The sequence below is a fragment of the Micromonospora sp. NPDC005205 genome (assembly GCF_040608275.1).
Lineage (GTDB): Bacteria > Actinomycetota > Actinomycetes > Mycobacteriales > Micromonosporaceae > Micromonospora.
In genome coordinates, this window is the sequence record NZ_JBEXHV010000008.1 from 26,168 (window position 1) to 44,814 (window position 18,647).

Genomic DNA, 18,647 nt, shown 5'->3' on the forward strand with positions numbered 1-18,647 from the left:
GTGCCCGACGTGGAGGCGGTGTTCCGCGCCGAGTACGGCCGTGCGGTCGCCGTCCTGGTCCGCCTCCTCGGCGACATCGACCTCGCCGAGGAGGCCGTCCAGGAGGCTTTCGTGGTCGCGGTGGCGCGCTGGCCGACGACCGGCCTGCCGCCCAGTCCGGCCGGCTGGATCATCACCACCGCCCGGAACCGGGCGATCGACCGCCTGCGCCGCGATGCGTCCCGGGTCGACCGGCACGCCCAGGCGGCCCTGTTGTTCGCCGCCGACAGTCCCGTCGAGGAGGGACCGGTGCACGACGACCGGCTACGGCTGATCTTCACCTGCTGCCATCCGGCGCTCGCCCCGAGCACCCGGGTCGCCCTCACCCTGCGGCTGCTCGGTGGCTTGAGCACCGCCGAGATCGCCCGAGCCTTCCTGGTGCCGGAGCCGACCATGGCGCAGCGGCTGGTCCGCGCCAAGTCGAAGATCCGCAACGCCGGGATCCCGTACCGGGTGCCCCGCGACGCTGACCTGCCCGACCGGCTGCACGCGGTTCTCGCGGTGCTCTACCTGATCTTCAACGAGGGGTACACGGCCAGCGCCGGCCCGCACCTGGTCCGGACCGAGCTGTGCGCCGAGGCGATCCGGTTGACCCGGCTGCTGGTCGAGCTGATGCCGGACGAGGCGGAGGCGCTCGGTCTGCTCGCGTTGATGCTGCTCACCGAGTCCCGCCGCGACGCGCGGACCAACGCCGAGGGTCAGCTGGTGGCGCTGCCGAGCCAGGACCGGGCCCGGTGGGACGCCGAGCTGATCACCGAGGGGCAGGCGCTGGTGCGCCGCTGCCTGCGCCGCGACCGGCCGGGCCCGTACCAGATCCAGGCCGCGATCGCCGCCGTGCACAGCGCCGCGCGGCGCCCCGCCGACACGGACTGGGCGCAGATCCTTGCGCTGTACGACCAGCTGACGGTCGTCGCCCCCAGCCCGGTGGTGGCGCTGAACCGGGCCGTCGCGCTCGCCGAGCTGTCCGGACCGGCGGACGCGCTGACCGAGGTGGACCGCCTCGACCTGGTCGGCTACCACGTCTACCACGTGGTCCGCGCCGACCTGCTGGCTCGGCTCGGCCGGGGCGGGGAGGCCGTCGAGGCGTACCGGATGGCTGTCGCCCTGACGGACAACGCGGCCGAAAAGGCCTTTCTCACCGCACGCGCGACGGCCCTGGCGACGCCCTGAGGGCGCGTTTGCCGCAGGGGCGGCCGGGAACCCGAGGCACCGCCGCAGCAGGGGATGGGGAGGGGCCATGGCGTACCGACCGACCGCCGTCGACACCGCGCCCGACCTGTCCACCCTCACGCTCGGCGTGGAGGAGGAGTTCCTGCTGCTCGACCCGGACACTGGCCGGAACCTACCGGTGGCCGACCAGGTGCTCGCCGCGCTGCGCGGCCCCGCCCGGGAGCAGAGCCGCCAGGAGTTCCGGCACAGCATGGTGGAGATGGTCACCCCGGTCTGCGCCGACCTCACCGAACTGCGCGCGCACCTGGTGGCGTTGCGCCGCTCCGCCGCCGACGCGGCCACGGCGGCCGGGGCACGGCTGGTGGCGGTCGGTGCCACCCCGGTGGCCGAGCCGCACCGGACGGTCCCCGACGAACCGCGCTACCACGCGATGTCGCGCCGGTACGGGCCGGTGGCGCACGACCCGGCGGTGTGCGGCTGCCACGTGCACGTCGGCCTGCCCGACCGGGATCTGGCCGTGCAGGTCTGCAACCACCTGCGGGTGTGGCTGCCCGTGGTGCAGGCGATCACCACCAACTCGCCGCTGCACGACGGGTACGACACCGGGCACGCCAGTTGGCGCTCGATGCAGTTGGAACGCTGGCCCAGCATCGGACCGACGCCGTACTTCGACTCCGTCGCCGACTACGACAGCACCGTCGACGAGCTGATCGCCGCCGGGATCATGCTCGACGCGGCGATGGTCTACTGGTACGCCCGGCCGTCGTCGACCTACCCGACGGTGGAGGTGCGGGTCGGTGATGTCTGCACCGAGGTCGACGACGCGGTGCTGGTCGCCGCGCTGGTCCGGTCCCTCGTCGCCACCCTCGCCGACGACGTACGCGCCGGGGTGGACGCGCCGAACGTCCGGGACTGCCTGGTCGCCGCGGCACACTGGCGGGCCGCCCACGACGGTCTCGACGGCGAGCTGATCGACCTGCGTGCCGGCGGTACCCGGCCCGCCTGGGCGCTCGTCGACGAGATGATGGCGGTGATCGCCCCGGCCCTGCTGCGCCACGGCGACCTCGGGTACGTGTTGGCGCAGCTCGCCCGGCTGCGTCGCGACGGCACCGGCGCCACCCGGCAGCGGCGGGTGCTGGAGCGCGCCGGAGACCTGCACGTGGTCCTCGACGATCTGATCGCCCGCACCGCCGCCAGCTGACCGCCCGTCCGTCAAGGCCCACCGGGGTCAGCGGATGTCGTGGGTCTGGAGCCACAGCTCCAGCAGGCCGAGTTGCCACAGCTTGTTGCTGCCGGCCGCGGCCTCCGCCCGGTCCGGCTCGGCCAGCAGATGTGCCACGTACTCCGGGCGGAAGAGCCCGCGCTCGCGCGCGGCCGGCGCCTGCAACGCCTCGGCGACCAGCTCGCGCACCGGGCCGTCCACGTTGCGCAGCGCCGGCACCGGGAAGTAGCCCTTGGGCCTGTCGATCACCTCGGCCGGCAGCACCTCCCGGGCGACCTCCTTGAGCACGCCCTTGCCACCCTGGCCGACCTTGTGCTCCGGCGGGCAGTGCGCGGCCAGGGTGACCAGGTCCTGGTCGAGGAAGGGTGTGCGCACCTCCAGACCCCAGGCCATGCTCATGCTGTCCACCCGCTTGACCGGGTCGTCGGGGAGCATCAGGTGGGTGTCCAGGCGTAACACGGCGTCCAGCGCGGTCTGCGCCCCGGGCGCGGCGAGGTGCCCGGTGAGCAGGTCCCGGCTGGCGTCGTGCTCCAGCGCGTACGCCGGGCCGACGATGCGGCGCAGCTCGTCGTGGTCGCGGTCGAAGAACGCGGCGGCGAACGTTTCGGCGGCGCCGTGCCGGGGTGCCTCGACCAGTGGCTGGTGGTAGCCGTAGCCGGCGAACACCTCGTCGGCGCCCTGCCCCGACTGGGCCACCTTCACGTGCTGCGCCACCTGCTCGGAGAGCAGGTGGAAGGCGACCACGTCGTGGCTGCCCATCGGCTCGGTCATCGCCAGCACGGCCCGTCGGACGGCGGGCACCAGGCCGTCGTCGGCCAGTCGGATCCGATGGTGGTCGGTGTCGTACGCGCGGGCCACCAGGTCGGAGTAGTGGAACTCGTCGCCGGACTCGCCGTCGCGGCTGTCGAAGCCGATGCTGAACGTCCGCAGGTGTTGCTGACCGGCCTCGGCGAGCAGCGCCACGATGAGGCTGGAGTCCAGTCCGCCGGAGAGAAGCACCCCCACCGGCACGTCGGCGACCAGCCGTCGGCGGACCGCCGCGCGCAGCGCGTCGCCGATCGCGGCCCGCCAGTCGGCGGCGTCCATCCCCGCGTCGGCGGGCTCCCGCAGGTAGTCGGGTCGCCAGTAGACCTCCTCGCGGCTGGTCCCGTCGGCCTCGATCACCCGCAGGGTGGCCGGCGGGAGCTTGCGCACGCCGCGCAGCACGGTCCGCGGCGCGGGCACGATGGAGTGCCAGGACAGGTAGTGGTGCAGCGCCACCGGGTCGATGCCGGTGTCGACGTCGCCGGCGGCCAGCAGCGCGGGCAGGGTGGAGGCGAACCGCAGCCGGCCGGGTGTCTCGGCGAGGTAGAGCGGTTTGATGCCGAGCCGGTCGCGGGCCAGGATCAGCCGCCGCCGGACCCGGTCGACCAGCCCGATCGCGAACATGCCGACCAGGTGGTCGACGAAACGCTCACCCCAGTGGGCGTACGCCACCAGGATCACCTCGGTGTCGCTGGTGGAGTGGAAGGCGTACCCGGCCCGGCGCAACTCCTCGCGCAGCTCCGGGTAGTTGTAGACGCAGCCGTTGAAGACCAGCGCCAGGCCCAGGTCGTCGCGGACCATCGGCTGCCCGCCCGCGTCGGACAGGTCGATGATGGTCAGTCGACGGTGCCCGAGGGTCACCCAGCCCTCGGCGAACAGGCCCTCGTCGTCCGGCCCTCGTGAGCGCATCGCCTCGGTCATCCGGGTGACCGCCGCCGCGTCGGGCGAGCGACCGTCGAATCGCGCCTCCCCGCTGATCCCGCACATCAGCCGGGGTGGTGGTGGTTCAGGGCAGACATGCGCGTCCTCCTGTGGCGTCTCCCCGACTGGTGGTGGCGGGGGCCCCGCCGTGCGAACGGGGCCGCTGGCTACCCGGGTGTGGGGCGGACAAACCCGCAGGTCTCAGGTACGCAGGGTGCGCAGGATGCGGGCCAGTTCGGCGCGGTCGGTGTCGTCGAGGTGGCCGAAGAAGCGGTCCGCCTCGGCCCGGCGCGCGGCCCGGATGGCGGTGCTGACCCGGTCGCCCTCCTCGGTGAGCGCCACCAGTGTCGCCCGGCGGTCGGCCGGGTCGGGCCGGCGTTCGACAAGCCCTCGGGTCTGGAGGTCGTCGACGACCTCGGTCGCCGAGCGGGGCGCGATGCGCAGGTGCTCGGCGAGGGTGCCGGGGCGTACCTCGCCGTGCCGGGCCAGCACGCCGAGGGCCCGGGACTGGCTGGGGGTGACGTCCCAGGGCACCAGTGAGTCCCGGGTCTGCCGACGCAGACGGGACGCCACCGCCCAGAACGTCTCCGCCAGGCTCTCGTCGTCGGCGCTGTCGACGGTGTGCTCGGTCACCGGAATACGGTAGCAGGAGATGTGGTTGCTACCTCATGATGAGGTAACCTCAGCAATATCGCCGACGAAGGGTAGTGCCCCCTTGGAACCCACCCCGATGGGCCGCGACCGCGGCCACCGCACCCTCAGCACCGAAGAGAAGACGCAGGCCCGTCAGGTGTCGCTGCGCCGCATCGGCCGCCTGTTCACCCCCCACCGACCCGCGCTGGCCGCCGTCATCGCGATCATCGTGGTCTCCTCGATCATCGCGATGGCCACCCCGTTCCTGCTGCGGGCCGTGATCGACCGGGCCCTGCCGCAGGGCGACGTGACGCTGCTGGTCTGGCTGGTCGTCGGCATGGTGGCCGTCGCGGCGGTGACCTCCGCCCTCGGCGTCGTGCAGACCTGGATCTCCACCCAGGTCGGCCAGCGGGTCATGCACCGGCTGCGCACCGACGTCTTCAGCCACCTCCAGCGCCAGTCACTGAGCTTCTTCACCCGCACCCGCACCGGCGAGGTGCAGTCCCGGATCACCAACGACATCGGCGGCATGCAGTCGGTGGTCACCTCCACCGCCACCGCCGTCGCCGCCAACCTCACCACTGTGGTCGCCACCACGGTCGCCATGGTCGCGCTCTCCTGGCAGCTCTCCCTGGTCTCGCTCGTGGTGCTGCCGCCGGCCATCTGGCTGACCCGTCGGGTCGCCCGGATGCGCCGCGAGATCACCGCACAACGGCAACGCGAACTCGCCGACCTCAACGTCACAGTGGAGGAAGGGCTCTCGATCAGTGGCGTACAGCTGGCCAAGACCCTCGGCACCGGCCCGGCGCTGATCGACCGGTTCACCGCCTCCTCGGCCCGACTGGTCGACCTGGAGCTGCGCAGTGAGCTGGCCGGCCGCTGGCGGATGGCCTCGATGAGCATCATCTTCGCCGCCGTACCGGCGGTCATCTACCTCGCCGCCGGGCTGCCCGGCACCGCCGGCACGCTGAGCATCGGCACCCTGGTCGCCTTCACGGCCCTGCAGGGCGGCCTGTTCCGACCGTTGATGGGCCTGCTCAACGTGGGTGTCTCGCTCACCGCCTCGCTGGCGCTCTTCGCCCGGATCTTCGAATACCTGGACCTACCGGTCGACGTGGCCGACCCCACCGAGCCGGTCCGCCTCGACCCCGCCCGGGTACGCGGCCACCTGCGCCTGGAGGACGTCACCTTCGGCTACCCGGGCAGCGACACCGCCGCCCTCGCCGGGATCACCCTCGACGTGCCCGCCGGCACCAGCCTCGCCCTCGTCGGCGAGACCGGCTCCGGCAAGAGCACCCTCGCCGGGCTGGTCAGCCGGCTGCACGACCCGACCGCCGGCCGCATCACCGTCGACGGCGTCGACCTGCGCGACCTGCGCCTGGCCGACCTGGCCGCGATCGTCGGCGTGGTGAGCCAGGAGACGTACCTGCTGCACACCACAGTCCGGGAGAACCTGCGCTACGCCCGCCCGGAGGCCACCGACACCGAGATCGAGGACGCCGCCCGCGCCGCGCAGATCCACGACCTGATCGCCGGCCTGCCCGACGGGTACGACACCATGGTCGGCTCACGTGGGCACCGGTTCTCCGGCGGTGAGAAGCAGCGCCTCGCCATCGCCCGGACGCTGCTGCGCGACCCGCGCATCCTGGTCCTCGACGAGGCCACCAGCGCGCTGGACACCGAGACCGAGCGCGCCGTACAGCGGGCCTTCGACGTGCTCGCCCAGGGGCGCACCACGATCACCATCGCGCACCGACTCTCCACCGTGCGCGACGCCGACCAGATCGCGGTGCTCGACCACGGTCGGATCGTCGAGGCCGGCACTCACGACAGCCTGCTGGACCGCAACGGCCGCTACGCCACGCTGGCGGCCTGAACGCCGAATCACAACCGTCTCGAAACAGTCTCGGAACTGTCTCGTTATTGCACGGTCAGGTGGCGGTAGACGGTGGCCCGCGAGACACCCAGCTCGGCGGCGATGGCGTCCACCGAGTGGGTGCCCGCCGCGTGCATCCGTCGGGCCGCCTCCACCTGCTCCCGACCCAGCGCGGGCGGCCGCCCCGGCCGCCGACGCCGGCTCCCCGCGCCGCTCGCCGCCCCGCCGGCCGCGCCCGCCGGCAGCGTCGGGGTCGCGCTCCCTGAGGCCGCGTCCCGCGCGCTCACGTGCGTCGGGGTCTCCCGCGTCGGCGGCGGTGCCGTCGCGGTCGTGCGCGACCCGACAGCGGCGTCCGTTCGCGCCCCGGCCGCAGCGTCCAGGTGCGGCGCCGCCGCCGGGTCCGCGGGCAGCGGGGCCAGCAGTCGGCGTGCGCCGTCGAGCATGTCGGCGCGCAGCACCTCGTCGGGCACGTCGGTGAAGAAGACGACCGGATCGCTGCACGCGCCCACCGCCTGCACCGCGAGGACCCGCTCGCGGCGCCCCGCGTTCGGCCCGGCGATGAGGTCGTTGGCCCGCATCGCGACCTCCATCAGGCGGTGGTACGTGTCGCCCCGACCGATCAATGCGATGTCGTGAAAGAGCATGCCGAGCGGCCGGCGGTGGGTGAGCATGACGTCCAGCCAGCCCTCCAGCACCGTCCACCGGGCCTGCTCGGTGGGCTGTGTCTGAGCCGAGTCGAGCAGCGCCTCCAGGTCCGCCACCAACGGCTCGACCAGTGCGGCGAGCAGATGCTCCTTGGCCGGGAAGTGGTACAGGATCGCGGTCTTGGTGAGCCGCAGCCGCTCGCCGATCTGACGCAGCGAGGTGCGCTGGTAGCCGTGTTCGGCGAACAGGTCGAGCGCGGCGCGCAGGATCCGGGTGCGGGTGTCGTCCGCGGGATCGGCGGTCATGCCGGCCAGCCTAGCGACGTCCTGACCGGTGGGCACGATCACCGTTGATTCTACTGACCGTTGGTCAGTACAGTGGTGACTGTCGACGTAGCCAACGGCAGGAGGGGTCATGCCCGTCATCTCGATCGGCAACCTGGTCAAGACGTTCGGCGCCATCCGGGCACTCGACGGGTTGGACCTGCACGTCGAGCAGGGGGAGGTGCACGGCTTCCTCGGGCCCAACGGCTCCGGAAAGTCCACCACCATCCGGATCCTGCTCGGGCTGCTCCGCCGCGACTCCGGCGACGCCCAGGTGCTCGGCGCCGACCCGTGGCGCGACGCGGTCCGCCTGCACCGCCGACTGGCGTACGTCCCGGGTGACGTCAACCTCTGGCCCAACCTCACCGGCGGGGAAGCCATCGACCTGCTCGGTCAGCTGCGCGGCGGCCTCGACCGGCGTCGCCGCGACGAGCTGCTGCACCGCTTCGACCTGGACCCGACCCGCCGTTGCCGCACCTACTCCAAGGGCAACCGGCAGAAGGTCGCCATCGTCGCCGCCTTCTCCTCACCGGTGGAGCTGTACGTGCTCGACGAGCCGACCTCCGGCCTAGACCCCCTCATGGAGGCGGTGTTCCAGGACGAGGTCCGGCGGGTCAAGCAGGCCGGGGCCACGGTGCTGCTCTCCAGCCACGTGCTCGCCGAGGTCGAGGCGCTCTGCGACCGGGTCAGCATCATCCGCGAAGGCCGCACCGTCGAGTCCGGCACCCTCACCGAGCTGCGCCACCTCACCCGCACGGCGGTGACCGTCGAGACCGCCCGCCCGGTCACCGGCCTGGACGCGCTGCCCGGTGTGCACGACGTGCACGAGGTCGACGGCCGCACCCACCTGGAGGTCGAGCCCGCCCACCTCGACGAGCTGCTCGGCCAGCTCATCCGCTTCGGCGTCCGCGCGCTGACCAGCACACCACCCACCCTGGAGCAGCTCTTCCTCCGCCACTACGGCGACGACCCCGCCGCCGCTGCTGGGTCGGGCGCTGGTCCTGCCGCCGGTGCCGCGTCGGCCGATGGCTACGGTGCCGATGCTGGGTCGGCCGACGGTCCTGGCGCCGCCGCCACGTCGGCCGATGGATCTGCCGCCGGTGTGCAGGCTGACGCGCCGCAGGGCGGTGCCCGATGAGCGCCCTCACCGGCACGACCCGGCTGGCCCGGCTCGTGCTGCGCCGCGACCGGATCCGCCTTGCCATCTGGATCCTCGGCACGCCCCTGCTCGGCTACGCCCTGGCCGGCAGCGTCGCCGGCATCTACCCGGACGAGGAGGCCCGGCTGGGCTACGCCACCACCTCGGCGTCCAGTCTGGTCGCCCGCGCCTTCAACGGCCCCATCCACGGCACCGACCTCGGTGCCGTGATCGTCGCCGAGACGTACGTGACGTTGGCTCTGATCGTCGCGCTGATGAGCACCTTCGCGGTGACCCGGCACACCCGCCAGAACGAGGAAACCGGCCGCGCCGAACTGCTCGGCGCCAACGTGGTCGGCCGGTACGCGCCGCTCACCGCCGCGCTGCTCGTCATCGGCGCGGCGAACACCCTGGCCGCCGTGCTGCTCGCGGTCGCCCTGGTCGGCGCCGGTCTGCCGCTCGCCGGCTCCGTCGCGGCAGCGGCCGCGATCGGTGGCGTCGGGGTCGCCTTCACCGCGATCGCCGCCGTCACCGCCCAGCTCTCCGTCACCTCACGCGGCGCCAACGCGCTCGCCGCCGCCACCGTCGGGCTGTCCTTCGTCCTGCGCGCCGCCGGCGACGTGCTCGGCGAACAGAGCGTCGACGGCACCCGCGTGCGCAGCGCCTGGCCGTCGTGGATCTTCCCACTCGGCTGGGGCAACCAGGTACGAGCCTTCGACGGTGAACGCTGGTGGGTGCTCGCCCTGCCCGTCGCGCTGCTGCTCGCCGGGGTGGCGCTGGCGTACGCCCTCGCCGAACGGCGCGACCAGGGCGCCGGGCTGATCGCCCCCCGACGCGGCCCGGCAACCGGCGCGCCACGGCTGCTCAGCCCCACCGGGTTGGCCTGGCGGACGCAGCGCGGCACGCTGCTCGGCTGGGCGGTCGGGGTGGCGGCGCTCGGCCTCCCCATGGGCGTCGCCGCCGACGAGTTCAACGACATGATCGACGCGAATCCGGCCGCCGCCGAAGCGATCAACGCGATGGGTGGCGGAGACGACCTGATCAACGCGTACCTGACCGCGATGCTCGGCCTCTTCGCCCTGACCATCGGCGCGTACGTCGTGCAGGCCCTGCTGCGCGTACGCGGCGACGAAACCGACGGGATACTGGAGGCCGCCCTCGCCACGGCGGTCAGCCGAACCCGCTGGCTCGGCACCCAGGTGCTCGCCGCGACGCTAGGCGCGGTCGCCCTGCTGCTCCTCGCGGGCGTGACCACCGGCCTCGGCTACGGCATAGTCACCGGAGACCCACTCGGTCAGGCCGTCGAGCTGGGCGGCGCCGCGCTGCTGCGCCTGCCCGCCCTGCTCGTGATCGCCGGGGTGGTGACCGCGATCTTCGGGCTGCTGCCCCGCTGGTCGGTGGTGCTGTCCTGGACGGCGCTGCTGGTCTTCCTGCTCCTCGGGCAGCTCGGCGCGGTGCTGGAGCTGCCGCAGGCCGCGCTCAACGTCTCGCCGTACACCCATGTGCCGGCCGTGCCCGCTGTCGACCCGGCGGCGCTTCCCCTGGTGGTGCTGGCGGCGGTGGCCGCGGCCCTGCTCGCCGTCGGCGTGGCCGCCTTCCGCCACCGCGACGTCCCCTCCTGACCCGCGTTCGTGCGTCCCGATGATCGTTGGCAGCTCAGGCAGTCAGCGGGCGTGGGCCGGGGCTGACGGCAGTTGCCCGGGGCTGACAGCCTCGACCGCGTGAGCGATCTCCTGACGCAGCTTCCGGCCCTCCTCGGCGTCCTGGTTGGCACCCTGGGCACGATCCTCGCCACCTCCCTCGCGGACCGTGCGCGGTGGCGGCGCAGTCAGAGCGTCCGCTGGGACGAGCGGCGGCTCGACGCGTACGTCGACTACGCGCACGCCCTCAAGGAGAGTCACGCCGTGGCGCTGCGACTCACAGCCGACCATCGGCCGGGTTCGCGGAGCCACCCCATCGACCGCGAGGAGGGGCTGGTCCGGCTGGCTGAGGCGGACGCCCGGCGCACCATCGTCTGGGAGAACCTGCTGTTGCTCGGCGACCAGCCGACGGTCGCCGCCGCCGCCACCTGGCGGGACGCGATCTGGCAGGTCGAACGGCTCGCCCGGGGAATCGTCGAGCCGCCGTTGGACGTGATGGAGATGCTGACCCGCGTCGACGAGGCCCGCGACGGGTACTACCGGGCGGCCCGGCACAGTCTCGGGGTACGCGGGGGGTCGGTGGAGCAGTCCGCGATGCTGCGGCAGGCGTTGGTCGACCGGTCCACCGCGATGCCGGAGGTACCCACCACCTGAGTGCGGCGGTCCCGTTGGCCCGATGCGGGCGGGTGTTGGGCCGTCCACAATCGGCCCATGCGACGTCGCGGTGGAAGTGGGATCGCTGGGCGTCGCCGTGGCTGGCCCGTGTTCAGGGCGGATGCCCATTCGACGGAGATCGCGCTGGCGGATCATCGCGGTGGCGCCACCCGTTGTCGGGAGCGGGACCACACGCGCCCATGCGAGCCTTTGCGTTGACGAACTTCGATGTCCCGGTCTCGGTTCAGCGCGGAGCCGCCATGCGCCGTGGACAGTGATGAGGAGGCTTCATGCGCGGACGCAGATGGGCGACCCTGGCGACGGCGGTGGCCCTGGCACTGGGCGGAGTGGTCGGGTTCAGCGCCACTCCGGCTGCGGCGGATCCACCAGGCGGCACGCTGCGCAACGTTTACTCCGACGGTCAGTTCTGCAACAGCTACGGCAGTGAGGGTGTTCGGACCGGTCTCTGGAGTTGGTACTACTGCGAGTACCGCCAGTACGGCCCCAGCGCCCCCGGCTTCTACTTCCTCTGGACCTTCACCTACTAGCGCGCGCACCTGTCTTGACGGGCGCTTTCGGGGCCGATTGGCCGCCGTCGGGTCGACCAGCCGGCGGCGGCCATTCGCCATGGAATAGGTGTGGCTACGTAGCTGATCCGGCAGCGGGCATGGCTCGGGCGCAGCGATGGCTCGACGAGCGGATTTCCGGGCGGGTCCGCGACCAGGTGTGGATCGGGCGTGAAGAAGAGCCGTCACCTGACGATGTCGGACCCCGTGTACGACCGATTTCCTGACAGCGTCCGCAGGCCCCACGGCGTACCGTCCGGGTCAGGCATGGGGAGGAGCCGGATGAGTTTCTTGCAGCAGGCAGAGCAGTCGCTGGGCACCGAGCGGATGTTCGATGCCGACACGAAGGCGATGGGCTACCTGCCCAACTACACCAGGTTGTTCGCCCAGAGCCCAGCGGTGTACCTGGCATGGCAGCAGCTCAACGGTTCGGTGAAGGCCGGCATGGAGTTGCGCCGCTATGAGTTGGTGACGCTCGCCGCAGCCCGGGCCCTGAAATCCTCCTACTGCGGCCTGGCGCATGGAAAGGTCCTACGCGACAAGTTCTTCGACGCGCCAACCGTCGCCGCCATCGCGTCAGACACTGGCAGCGCCGGTCTCTCCGCGCAGGAGGTCGCAGTCGTCGACTTTGCAGCAAAGGTCGCGGTCGATGCGAACTCCGTCACCGAGGCCGACGTCGAGAGCCTGCGTGGTCACGGTCTCGATGACACGGATATCTTCCACGTGATCCTCGCCGTCGGCGCCAGATGCTTCTTCAGCACTGTCCTCAGCGCTGCCGGGGCTGAGCCCGATCCGCAGTACAACGAGAGCCTGGACGTGGATCTGCGGCAGGCGCTGAGCTTCGGCGGTTAGACCCACCGAATAACGTTGAGCAGGAACAGTTCGTCGGCCATCCGAACCTGCAGAACGTTGCGACCACGGTGCAGGCGAGGCGCGCACCCGTCTGGCTGCAGGCAATCTCGCTGGAGCGGCAAAATGCCTGATCTTCAGCGACAGGACCGATTGGCAGCGACCAGCCGGGTGTTTAGGGTTATCAGTGCTTCACCCTGAGCGACGGCGAGCCGATTGGCGGACTGTGGATGGCTGGGAACACGCACAGAGCGAACTGCGCCAACGCCCAGAACCCGGGCTGCACGTGCTCCGGCTGTGGTGGCTCGCTGCATGGCTGGGACGGGTGGGCGAAGCTCGCCGTCGAGCGTCCAGCCGTGCGTGACGAGCGGAGAAGCGCGCTCAAGAGCGACATCGGCAAGGACCGCACTGGGGCACTGGCATTCAACGCCAAGAACCGGCAGAAATCCCTGGACCTCGCCCGTCTGGACCTCGCCAACCACCTGTGGTCAGCGGACCCCCGCCCCAAGGGCGACGCGCCGCTGCCGCGTCACTTCGACGTCGGCGACCGAGCGGCGGTGGCATTCGACAACGGCCGGATCAACATCCTCGCCGATTCGATCATGGTTGACCCGTGGGACGAAATATCGGAGGGCATCGACGACCTCGTCCAGAACAAGCAGACCGCCCGGGAGGTCAAGAAGGGCCTGGCCAGTCACGGCTGGTGCAGGCTGCTTGTCGCGCTGATCCAGTTGATCGAGCACTCCCGCGCGTGCATGGTCTGCCAGTCGCGCAAAGCCCGCTTGATCCGGTCGTTCTCCTGGCTGAGCAGCCGTACCGTCTCGTTGAGCATGGCCAGCTCGTCGGCCACCCGAGCCTGGAACTCGCGTACCTCATCGGGGTCGACGCCGCGCCGGCACGCGGCGAATGGTCAGGGCAATGCGCGATGTGCTGCTCGGTGCCGACCCACCGGTCACCCTCACCGGTCGAGCGAAGAGCAGACTCGCTGTTCTACGAGACGACGCGGCCTCTGTCGTCCATCCCGCGGGCCCGGTGCTGGTCAGGGACGGCGCCGCTCCGGCTGCGGCGGACCCGCCAGGCGGCACGCTGCGTAACGTCTACTCCGACGGTCAGTTCTGCAACAGTTACGGCAGTGAGGGTGTTCGGGCCGGCCTGTGGAGCTGGTACTACTGCGAGTACCGCCAGTACACCCCCAACGCCCCCGGCTTTTACTTCCTGTGGAACTCCACCTACTAGCCAGCGCACCTGCTCGGACGGGCGCTCTCGGACCCGATTGGCCGCCGCCGGGTCGACTCGACTGGCGGTGGCCTTTCGCCATGGGTGGGTGGCTGCCCAACTGTTCCGTCGGTGTGCGGAGCTCAGCAGCGCATACCACAGCTGGGTAGGACTCGGGCCGTCATCCACAGGTGCTTCTGCCGTCCACAGCGACCCCCGCGAGGGCGACGCTCGACGGCAGGGTGGGCCGGTGGACGCACGCTTGCAATCCCTGCTCGACCGAGGCGGTGGCCTGGCTACCCGGCGGGACGTGCTCCGCGTGGCGCCGCCGTGGACACTCCAGGGCGCGTACCGAGCCGGTCGAATAGTCCGGGTCCTGCCGGAGGTCTACGTCGATGCGGCGCTCGTCCGGGATACCCACGCTGATCTGCCACCTTTCGCGCGGATCGAACCGGAGCTGGCTCGTCGCGCCGCGCTGGCGTACGCGGGAGGGCGCGGGGCGCTCAGTCGACTGAGCGCGCTCGACGTGTGGGGCGTACGCCGTCAGCCGCCGGGTGAGCCGGTGCATATCGACCTGTCTACCGAATCGGGCATGAGGAGTTCGCCGCATCTCATGGTGCGGCACCGGCCGGGTTTAGTGATTGAGCCACCGCACGTGGTGATGCGGCGCGGGTTGCCGGTTACCCGGCTTGATCGGACCCTGGTGGACTGTTGGCCCCTGTTGCCGTCGGTCGACCGATCCAGCCTGCTCATCCGCGCGGTCAACGACCGGCTGACCACGCCGCAGCGCCTCGCCGCCGCTCTTGCCGAGGTGCCGAGGTTGACCGACCGCGCGGCGGTGCGCGGCTTGGTGGGTCGCCTCGCCGCTGGGTGCCGCAGCCCCTTGGAGGTCTGGGGGCACGACCACGTCTTCACCGGCCCGGGAATGCCGAGGTTCACCCGGCAGGCGCGGGTACGGGTCGGTGCCCGGACGATCTACCTCGACATGTTCGCCGAGGCGGAACGGGTCAACATCGAGCTGGATGGCGCGACCAGCCATGGCGATCCGGCCGAACGCGAGATTGACCTCCGTCGCGACGCCCTGCTCGCCACCGTTGGGATCCTCGTCGTCCGCTTCAGCCACCGTCGTCTCACCACGGATCCGGCCAAGGTCCGCCAGGAGACTCTGACCATCCTCGCCAACCGGCACGGCTGCCCATGATCACTTGATGCTTAGTAGTTCTCGACAGCCCCAAACAACTACTCCCCATCAAGTGATCTTGGAGAAGCTTGTTGGGGGACCTGGACGGTCGGGTCGCGTGAGGGGTTGGCGTGGCGGTGGAGGAGGTCGGCGATCCACCGTGCGGCTTCTCGTTGCGCCGTGAGCATGTGGTCGCGGGCGTCGGCCAGGTCGTCGTCGTCTGTGTGATCATCCAGGATGGCCGTCCACCGACGGCTCAGCTCCTCGGCGTACCGGGCCTTTCGGATCTGCTCGTCGAACTGGTATTCCAGCTTGACCAGGCGGTCGACGTGCGGCTGGAGCGCCGGCAGGATCCGCTCGTCGAGTCGTACGGCGGCGTCGGGATGGCAGGTGAGCGTGATGTCGCCCCGTTGGTAGTGCCACACGGGATCCTCGGCAAGTGCCCGCTGCAACGCGACCTCCAGGTCACCGGCCCGGTGTGGGGGCAGGTCCCTGGCGGCGTCGGCGGCCAGCCGGGTCAGCCGCTGGACCGCGTTCGGTTGGAAGTACTGCACGTACCAGCTCAGCACCTCGGACCGCAGACTCGCCGGTGACGACCAGGCGAAGGTGGCGCGGATGTAGAACGAGTACACGTATCCGCGTGCCGGGACCGCGATCAGCCGGGGTGCGTCGCGCTGTTCGACGAGTGGACCGGACGGCGACGGCGGGGCCGCAGAGCCGACGGGCGCCTCGTCCTGGAGCGCGGCGACCAGCCGATCCCAGCTACGAGCCCACCACCGCCAGCCTTGCACGGCGGCGTCGCGGGCGATGGTCAACCCGCGTACGCCCCGGTGTCGCGACTGGTTCGCGGGCCTGGGCCTCCCGTCGGGGGCGTCCGTCATGGCACCCCTCCACGGTCACGGATCCGCGTTTCACGCTAACAACCGGTGACCGATATGTCCGCCGCCACGCCGTCACCGAGCGGACGGCATGTCGACACGATCCAGGCCGTGCGCGTCGGGTGGCGCTCAACCGCGCACGAGCGCTGAAACAGATGATCGTCCGCGGTTCACCGAGCATTGTGGAGCAGTTGGGACACTGAGGGGTGTTGCCGTCGACCGGCAACGGTGAGACTGGGTCCGGTCCGACAATCACGCGGATCGATCGATTGGATGGTCTGGAGGCAGCCTGTGTCCACCCTCGTGTCCCCGCTGGCCACGCTCGGCGCGATCCGCCGGCGTACCACCACCCTCGCCCTGCTCCTCGCCACGCTGGTCGGCCCGTCCGTGGTCTCGCCTCGACTGACCGACCCGGCCTCGGCGGCGGTCTACAGCTCCTGCACCATGAGCCGCTGCGCGGACGCCCGCACCGCCCGCTCGGGCTGGTCGGCCAAGGGGTTCCCGACCAGCCGAGGCTGGTACTCCTGGAGCGGCGGGAAGTCCAACTTCGCCGGCGGCCAGTTCTACAACTACGAGGGTCAACTGCCCACCAACGCCACCTACCACGAGTACGACGTCTACCCGCGCACCCAGGGCGCCGCGCGGGACGCGTACCGGATCGTGGTGAACCGCAGCACCGGCGTCACCTGGTTCTCGCCCAACCACTACACCGACTTCTACCGGCTCTGAGTGGCCTGGGGCCGGCCGGCCGCGACGGTCGGCTGGCCCCGCCCGGGGCGTCGTCGTCCCGGTCAGATGTAGCCCCGGTCAGATCAGGAGGAACGTCATGGTCGACGAGGACGCGGGTCGGGTGTCCGATTGGCTGATCGTCTGCCGGGACGGAGCCCTCGACGTGCCCGGCGCGGTGGTGCTCGCCGGAACGACGACGCGGACCAGGGCCGGTCTGTTCGCCGCCCTCGCCGCCGTGCTGGCCCTGCCGACCTACCTGGGGGACACCTGGGACGCCCTCTCCGACGTGCTCCGCGACCGGCTCGACACCGGTCCGCTCACAGTGCTGATCACCGACGCCGGCCAGCTGCTGGTCGACGAGCCGTCCGATCAGTACCGTCTGCTCCTCGCCGTGCTCGGCGACCTCGCCGCCAGCGCCCCGCATCCGTTGCGCGTCGTCCTCGACGAGGCAGTGCGGTCGTGACCGCTGCCCACCCTGCCGGCAGCGGCAGCGGCAGCGGCAGCGGCAGTGGCAGTGGCAACGGCAACGGCAACGGCAGCTGCAGCTGCAACTGAGACTCACGATGAGTGACGGCCCGGCGGTGCGGGTCGGAGTCACCCGCACCGCCGGTCCTTCGGGTCAGTGCGTCGCGGGCGGGATGCTCTGCTCGTACTGGAAGACGTTGTGCGGGTCGTACTTCGCCTTGATCTTGCGTAGCCGCGGGAAGTTGCGCCCCCAGTAGGCCTTCTCCCACTCGGCCATGCCGATGTTCGGCACGTTGACGTAGGCGCCGTCCACGTAGGGCCGCAGCGCCTGGCTGAACTCGGCGATCCAGGTCTGGGCGATCGGCGTGATGGCATCGTCGCTGTCGGGTTCGCCGCGTTTGCCCCAGCCGACGCCTGGCTCGGAGTAGAAGAGCGCGTCGCGGTGCGGGAAGGCAGCGCCACCGAAGGGCTCCTGCCGTTGCGCCCCGCGGCCGAAGGCCTGGGTGAAGAAGTTGCTGTCGGGCGAGGGCGCCTTCTCCATGAACTCACGGACGATGCTGACCGCCTTCTCCGGGAATGGCTCGCGAGTGAACTGGGAGAAGAACTTCCACTTCGCGGGTTCGTCCTCGTTCGGGATCTGGAAGCCGGCGTAGACGTCGCCCCAGCCGCCGATCTGCACTGTGACAGTGGGGTTGCCGATCGACAGGATCGGCGCCAGCAGCTTCCTGGCCTCCGCCTCGGATCCCTCCGCGAGCACCGCGAACAGCAGGATCTCATCCGGGTGGACCTCGACCTGGGTGCCGAGGCGCGGGTCGGTGAAGGGCGCGACACGCTGCCAGGCGTCGAAGACCTCGTGCAGGTCGCCGAGACCGGGCCAGGTCACCTGCAGGTAGGCGACGCTGGTGAGCGGAGCGACCTGGTAGGTCAGGGAGGTGACGATCCCGAAGTTGCCGTTGCCCGCGCCGCGCAGCGCCCAGAGCAGGTCCGGGTAGTTCCACGGGTCCACCTCGAGCACCTTGGCTCCGTCGGCGCCCGCCGCGACGACGATCTCCGCGCCGATCAGGTTGTCGCAGGCCATCCCGAGGTAGCGGGTGAGGAAGCCGAAGCCGCCGCCGAGGGTGGCCCCGGAGAGGCCCACTGTCCCCTCCGTGCCGGTCGTCGCCGCGAGGTCGTGTTCCCCGAGGGCGGTCACCGCCTCCGACTGGTTGAGCCCCGCGCCGACCTTCGCCGTGCGGGCGGCGGTGTCGATGTGGACGTCCTTGAGCTCGCTGACGTCGATCACGATGCCGTTGTCGACGTTCGACCAGCCTTCCAGGTTGTGCCGGCCACTGCGTACCCGCAGCGCGACGTCGTGCTGCCGCGCCCAGGTGAGGGCGTTGACCACGTCCTGGGTCTCCTGAGCGAAGACGATGACCAGCGGATAGTGCACGAACAGCTCGTCCCAGCCGAGGCTGGCCTCCGCGTAGTTGGGGCTCTGCGGGCGGACGATCCGGCCGGTCAGCTGTGCCGGCGGGAACGTCGTGTCGGAGGGCCACCCGGGACCGTCGGCCGCGATGGCCGAGCTGCCGGCGATCACGCTCGGGATGGCGACCGCTCCGGCGCCGACGGCCGTCGCCCTGAGCAGGTCACGACGGGAAAGGTCGCGCATGGTCCGAATCCTCTCGATTGGTGACACGCCCGAAAAATGAACCGAGAGGGGC

The 18,647-nt window shown here is 71.2% G+C and carries 17 protein-coding genes and 2 pseudogenes; 12 read left to right on the plus strand and 7 right to left on the minus strand.

What is annotated here, in order from left to right:
- Nucleotides 1-1,209 carry an RNA polymerase sigma factor gene (locus ABZU43_RS16440; RefSeq protein ID WP_355007353.1) on the plus strand — a complete coding sequence of 403 codons (1,209 nt, stop codon included), beginning with the start codon at nucleotides 1-3 and terminating at the stop codon, nucleotides 1,207-1,209.
- 67 nt (nucleotides 1,210-1,276) lie between these two features.
- Complete coding sequence (locus ABZU43_RS16445) at nucleotides 1,277-2,410, plus strand: glutamate--cysteine ligase (RefSeq protein WP_355007354.1); 1,134 nt, start codon at nucleotides 1,277-1,279, stop codon at nucleotides 2,408-2,410.
- A gap of 27 nt (nucleotides 2,411-2,437) precedes the next feature.
- Here ABZU43_RS16445 and ABZU43_RS16450 read toward each other — a convergent pair whose 3' ends face one another.
- Nucleotides 2,438-4,222, minus strand: coding sequence for an N-acetylglutaminylglutamine amidotransferase (locus tag ABZU43_RS16450; protein ID WP_355007355.1), 1,785 nt, complete (start codon nucleotides 4,220-4,222; stop codon nucleotides 2,438-2,440).
- 135 nt (nucleotides 4,223-4,357) lie between these two features.
- Complete coding sequence (locus ABZU43_RS16455; RefSeq protein ID WP_355007356.1) at nucleotides 4,358-4,789, minus strand: MarR family winged helix-turn-helix transcriptional regulator; 432 nt, start codon at nucleotides 4,787-4,789, stop codon at nucleotides 4,358-4,360.
- 97 nt (nucleotides 4,790-4,886) lie between these two features.
- Between ABZU43_RS16455 and ABZU43_RS16460 the strand changes: the two genes are divergently transcribed.
- Nucleotides 4,887-6,665 carry an ABC transporter ATP-binding protein gene (locus ABZU43_RS16460; protein ID WP_355007357.1) on the plus strand — a complete coding sequence of 593 codons (1,779 nt, stop codon included), beginning with the start codon at nucleotides 4,887-4,889 and terminating at the stop codon, nucleotides 6,663-6,665.
- A 44-nt stretch (nucleotides 6,666-6,709) separates the two neighbouring features.
- On the opposite strand, the gene ABZU43_RS16465 is transcribed toward ABZU43_RS16460, so the two are convergent.
- Entirely contained in the window at nucleotides 6,710-7,615 is a 906-nt protein-coding gene (locus ABZU43_RS16465; protein WP_355007358.1) for a TetR family transcriptional regulator, read from the minus strand.
- A 109-nt stretch (nucleotides 7,616-7,724) separates the two neighbouring features.
- On the opposite strand from ABZU43_RS16465, the pseudogene ABZU43_RS16470 reads away from it, so the two are divergent.
- From ABZU43_RS16470 to ABZU43_RS16490, 5 genes and pseudogenes are all read left to right on the plus strand, one after another.
- Nucleotides 7,725-8,630: pseudogene (locus tag ABZU43_RS16470) on the plus strand (ABC transporter ATP-binding protein); the annotation flags it as partial.
- A 137-nt stretch (nucleotides 8,631-8,767) separates the two neighbouring features.
- Nucleotides 8,768-10,393 (plus strand): anibiotic ABC transporter, encoded by a 1,626-nt coding sequence (locus ABZU43_RS16475; RefSeq protein ID WP_355007359.1) that lies wholly within the window; start codon nucleotides 8,768-8,770, stop codon nucleotides 10,391-10,393.
- A gap of 99 nt (nucleotides 10,394-10,492) precedes the next feature.
- Nucleotides 10,493-11,065 carry a hypothetical protein gene (locus ABZU43_RS16480; RefSeq protein ID WP_355007360.1) on the plus strand — a complete coding sequence of 191 codons (573 nt, stop codon included), beginning with the start codon at nucleotides 10,493-10,495 and terminating at the stop codon, nucleotides 11,063-11,065.
- Nucleotides 11,066-11,355: 290 nt separating this feature from the next.
- Nucleotides 11,356-11,613, plus strand: coding sequence for a hypothetical protein (locus tag ABZU43_RS16485; protein ID WP_355007361.1), 258 nt, complete (start codon nucleotides 11,356-11,358; stop codon nucleotides 11,611-11,613).
- 309 nt (nucleotides 11,614-11,922) lie between these two features.
- Nucleotides 11,923-12,483 (plus strand): peroxidase, encoded by a 561-nt coding sequence (locus ABZU43_RS16490; RefSeq protein ID WP_355007362.1) that lies wholly within the window; start codon nucleotides 11,923-11,925, stop codon nucleotides 12,481-12,483.
- 485 nt (nucleotides 12,484-12,968) lie between these two features.
- Here the strand turns inward: ABZU43_RS16490 and ABZU43_RS16495 are convergent, their stop codons facing one another.
- Nucleotides 12,969-13,223: a hypothetical protein gene (locus ABZU43_RS16495; protein ID WP_355007363.1), complete on the minus strand. Its 255-nt coding sequence runs from the start codon at nucleotides 13,221-13,223 to the stop codon at nucleotides 12,969-12,971.
- Nucleotides 13,175-13,375 (minus strand): annotated as a pseudogene (locus tag ABZU43_RS16500) (hypothetical protein); the annotation flags it as partial. The pseudogene ABZU43_RS16500 and the gene ABZU43_RS16495, both read right to left, overlap by 49 nt.
- A gap of 23 nt (nucleotides 13,376-13,398) precedes the next feature.
- On the opposite strand from ABZU43_RS16500, the gene ABZU43_RS16505 reads away from it, so the two are divergent.
- Together ABZU43_RS16505 and ABZU43_RS16510 are read left to right on the plus strand one after the other, a co-directional pair.
- Nucleotides 13,399-13,716 (plus strand): hypothetical protein, encoded by a 318-nt coding sequence (locus tag ABZU43_RS16505; RefSeq protein ID WP_355007364.1) that lies wholly within the window; start codon nucleotides 13,399-13,401, stop codon nucleotides 13,714-13,716.
- Between the two features lie 229 nt (nucleotides 13,717-13,945).
- Nucleotides 13,946-14,896 (plus strand): DUF559 domain-containing protein, encoded by a 951-nt coding sequence (locus tag ABZU43_RS16510; protein WP_355007365.1) that lies wholly within the window; start codon nucleotides 13,946-13,948, stop codon nucleotides 14,894-14,896.
- Between the two features lie 38 nt (nucleotides 14,897-14,934).
- On the opposite strand, the gene ABZU43_RS16515 is transcribed toward ABZU43_RS16510, so the two are convergent.
- On the minus strand, nucleotides 14,935-15,756 hold the full coding sequence (locus ABZU43_RS16515; protein ID WP_355007366.1) for a hypothetical protein: 822 nt from the start codon (nucleotides 15,754-15,756) through the stop codon (nucleotides 14,935-14,937).
- Between the two features lie 288 nt (nucleotides 15,757-16,044).
- On the opposite strand from ABZU43_RS16515, the gene ABZU43_RS16520 reads away from it, so the two are divergent.
- The gene (locus ABZU43_RS16520) at nucleotides 16,045-16,482 is read left to right on the plus strand and encodes a ribonuclease domain-containing protein (protein WP_355007367.1); all 438 of its coding nucleotides are present in this window, start codon (nucleotides 16,045-16,047) and stop codon (nucleotides 16,480-16,482) included.
- A gap of 97 nt (nucleotides 16,483-16,579) precedes the next feature.
- Nucleotides 16,580-16,945, plus strand: a complete 366-nt coding sequence (locus ABZU43_RS16525) for a barstar family protein (protein ID WP_355007368.1) — start codon at nucleotides 16,580-16,582, stop codon at nucleotides 16,943-16,945.
- 156 nt (nucleotides 16,946-17,101) lie between these two features.
- On the opposite strand, the gene ABZU43_RS16530 is transcribed toward ABZU43_RS16525, so the two are convergent.
- Nucleotides 17,102-18,595, minus strand: a complete 1,494-nt coding sequence (locus ABZU43_RS16530) for an FAD-binding oxidoreductase (RefSeq protein WP_355007369.1) — start codon at nucleotides 18,593-18,595, stop codon at nucleotides 17,102-17,104.
- Between the last annotated feature and the right edge of the window lie 52 nt (nucleotides 18,596-18,647).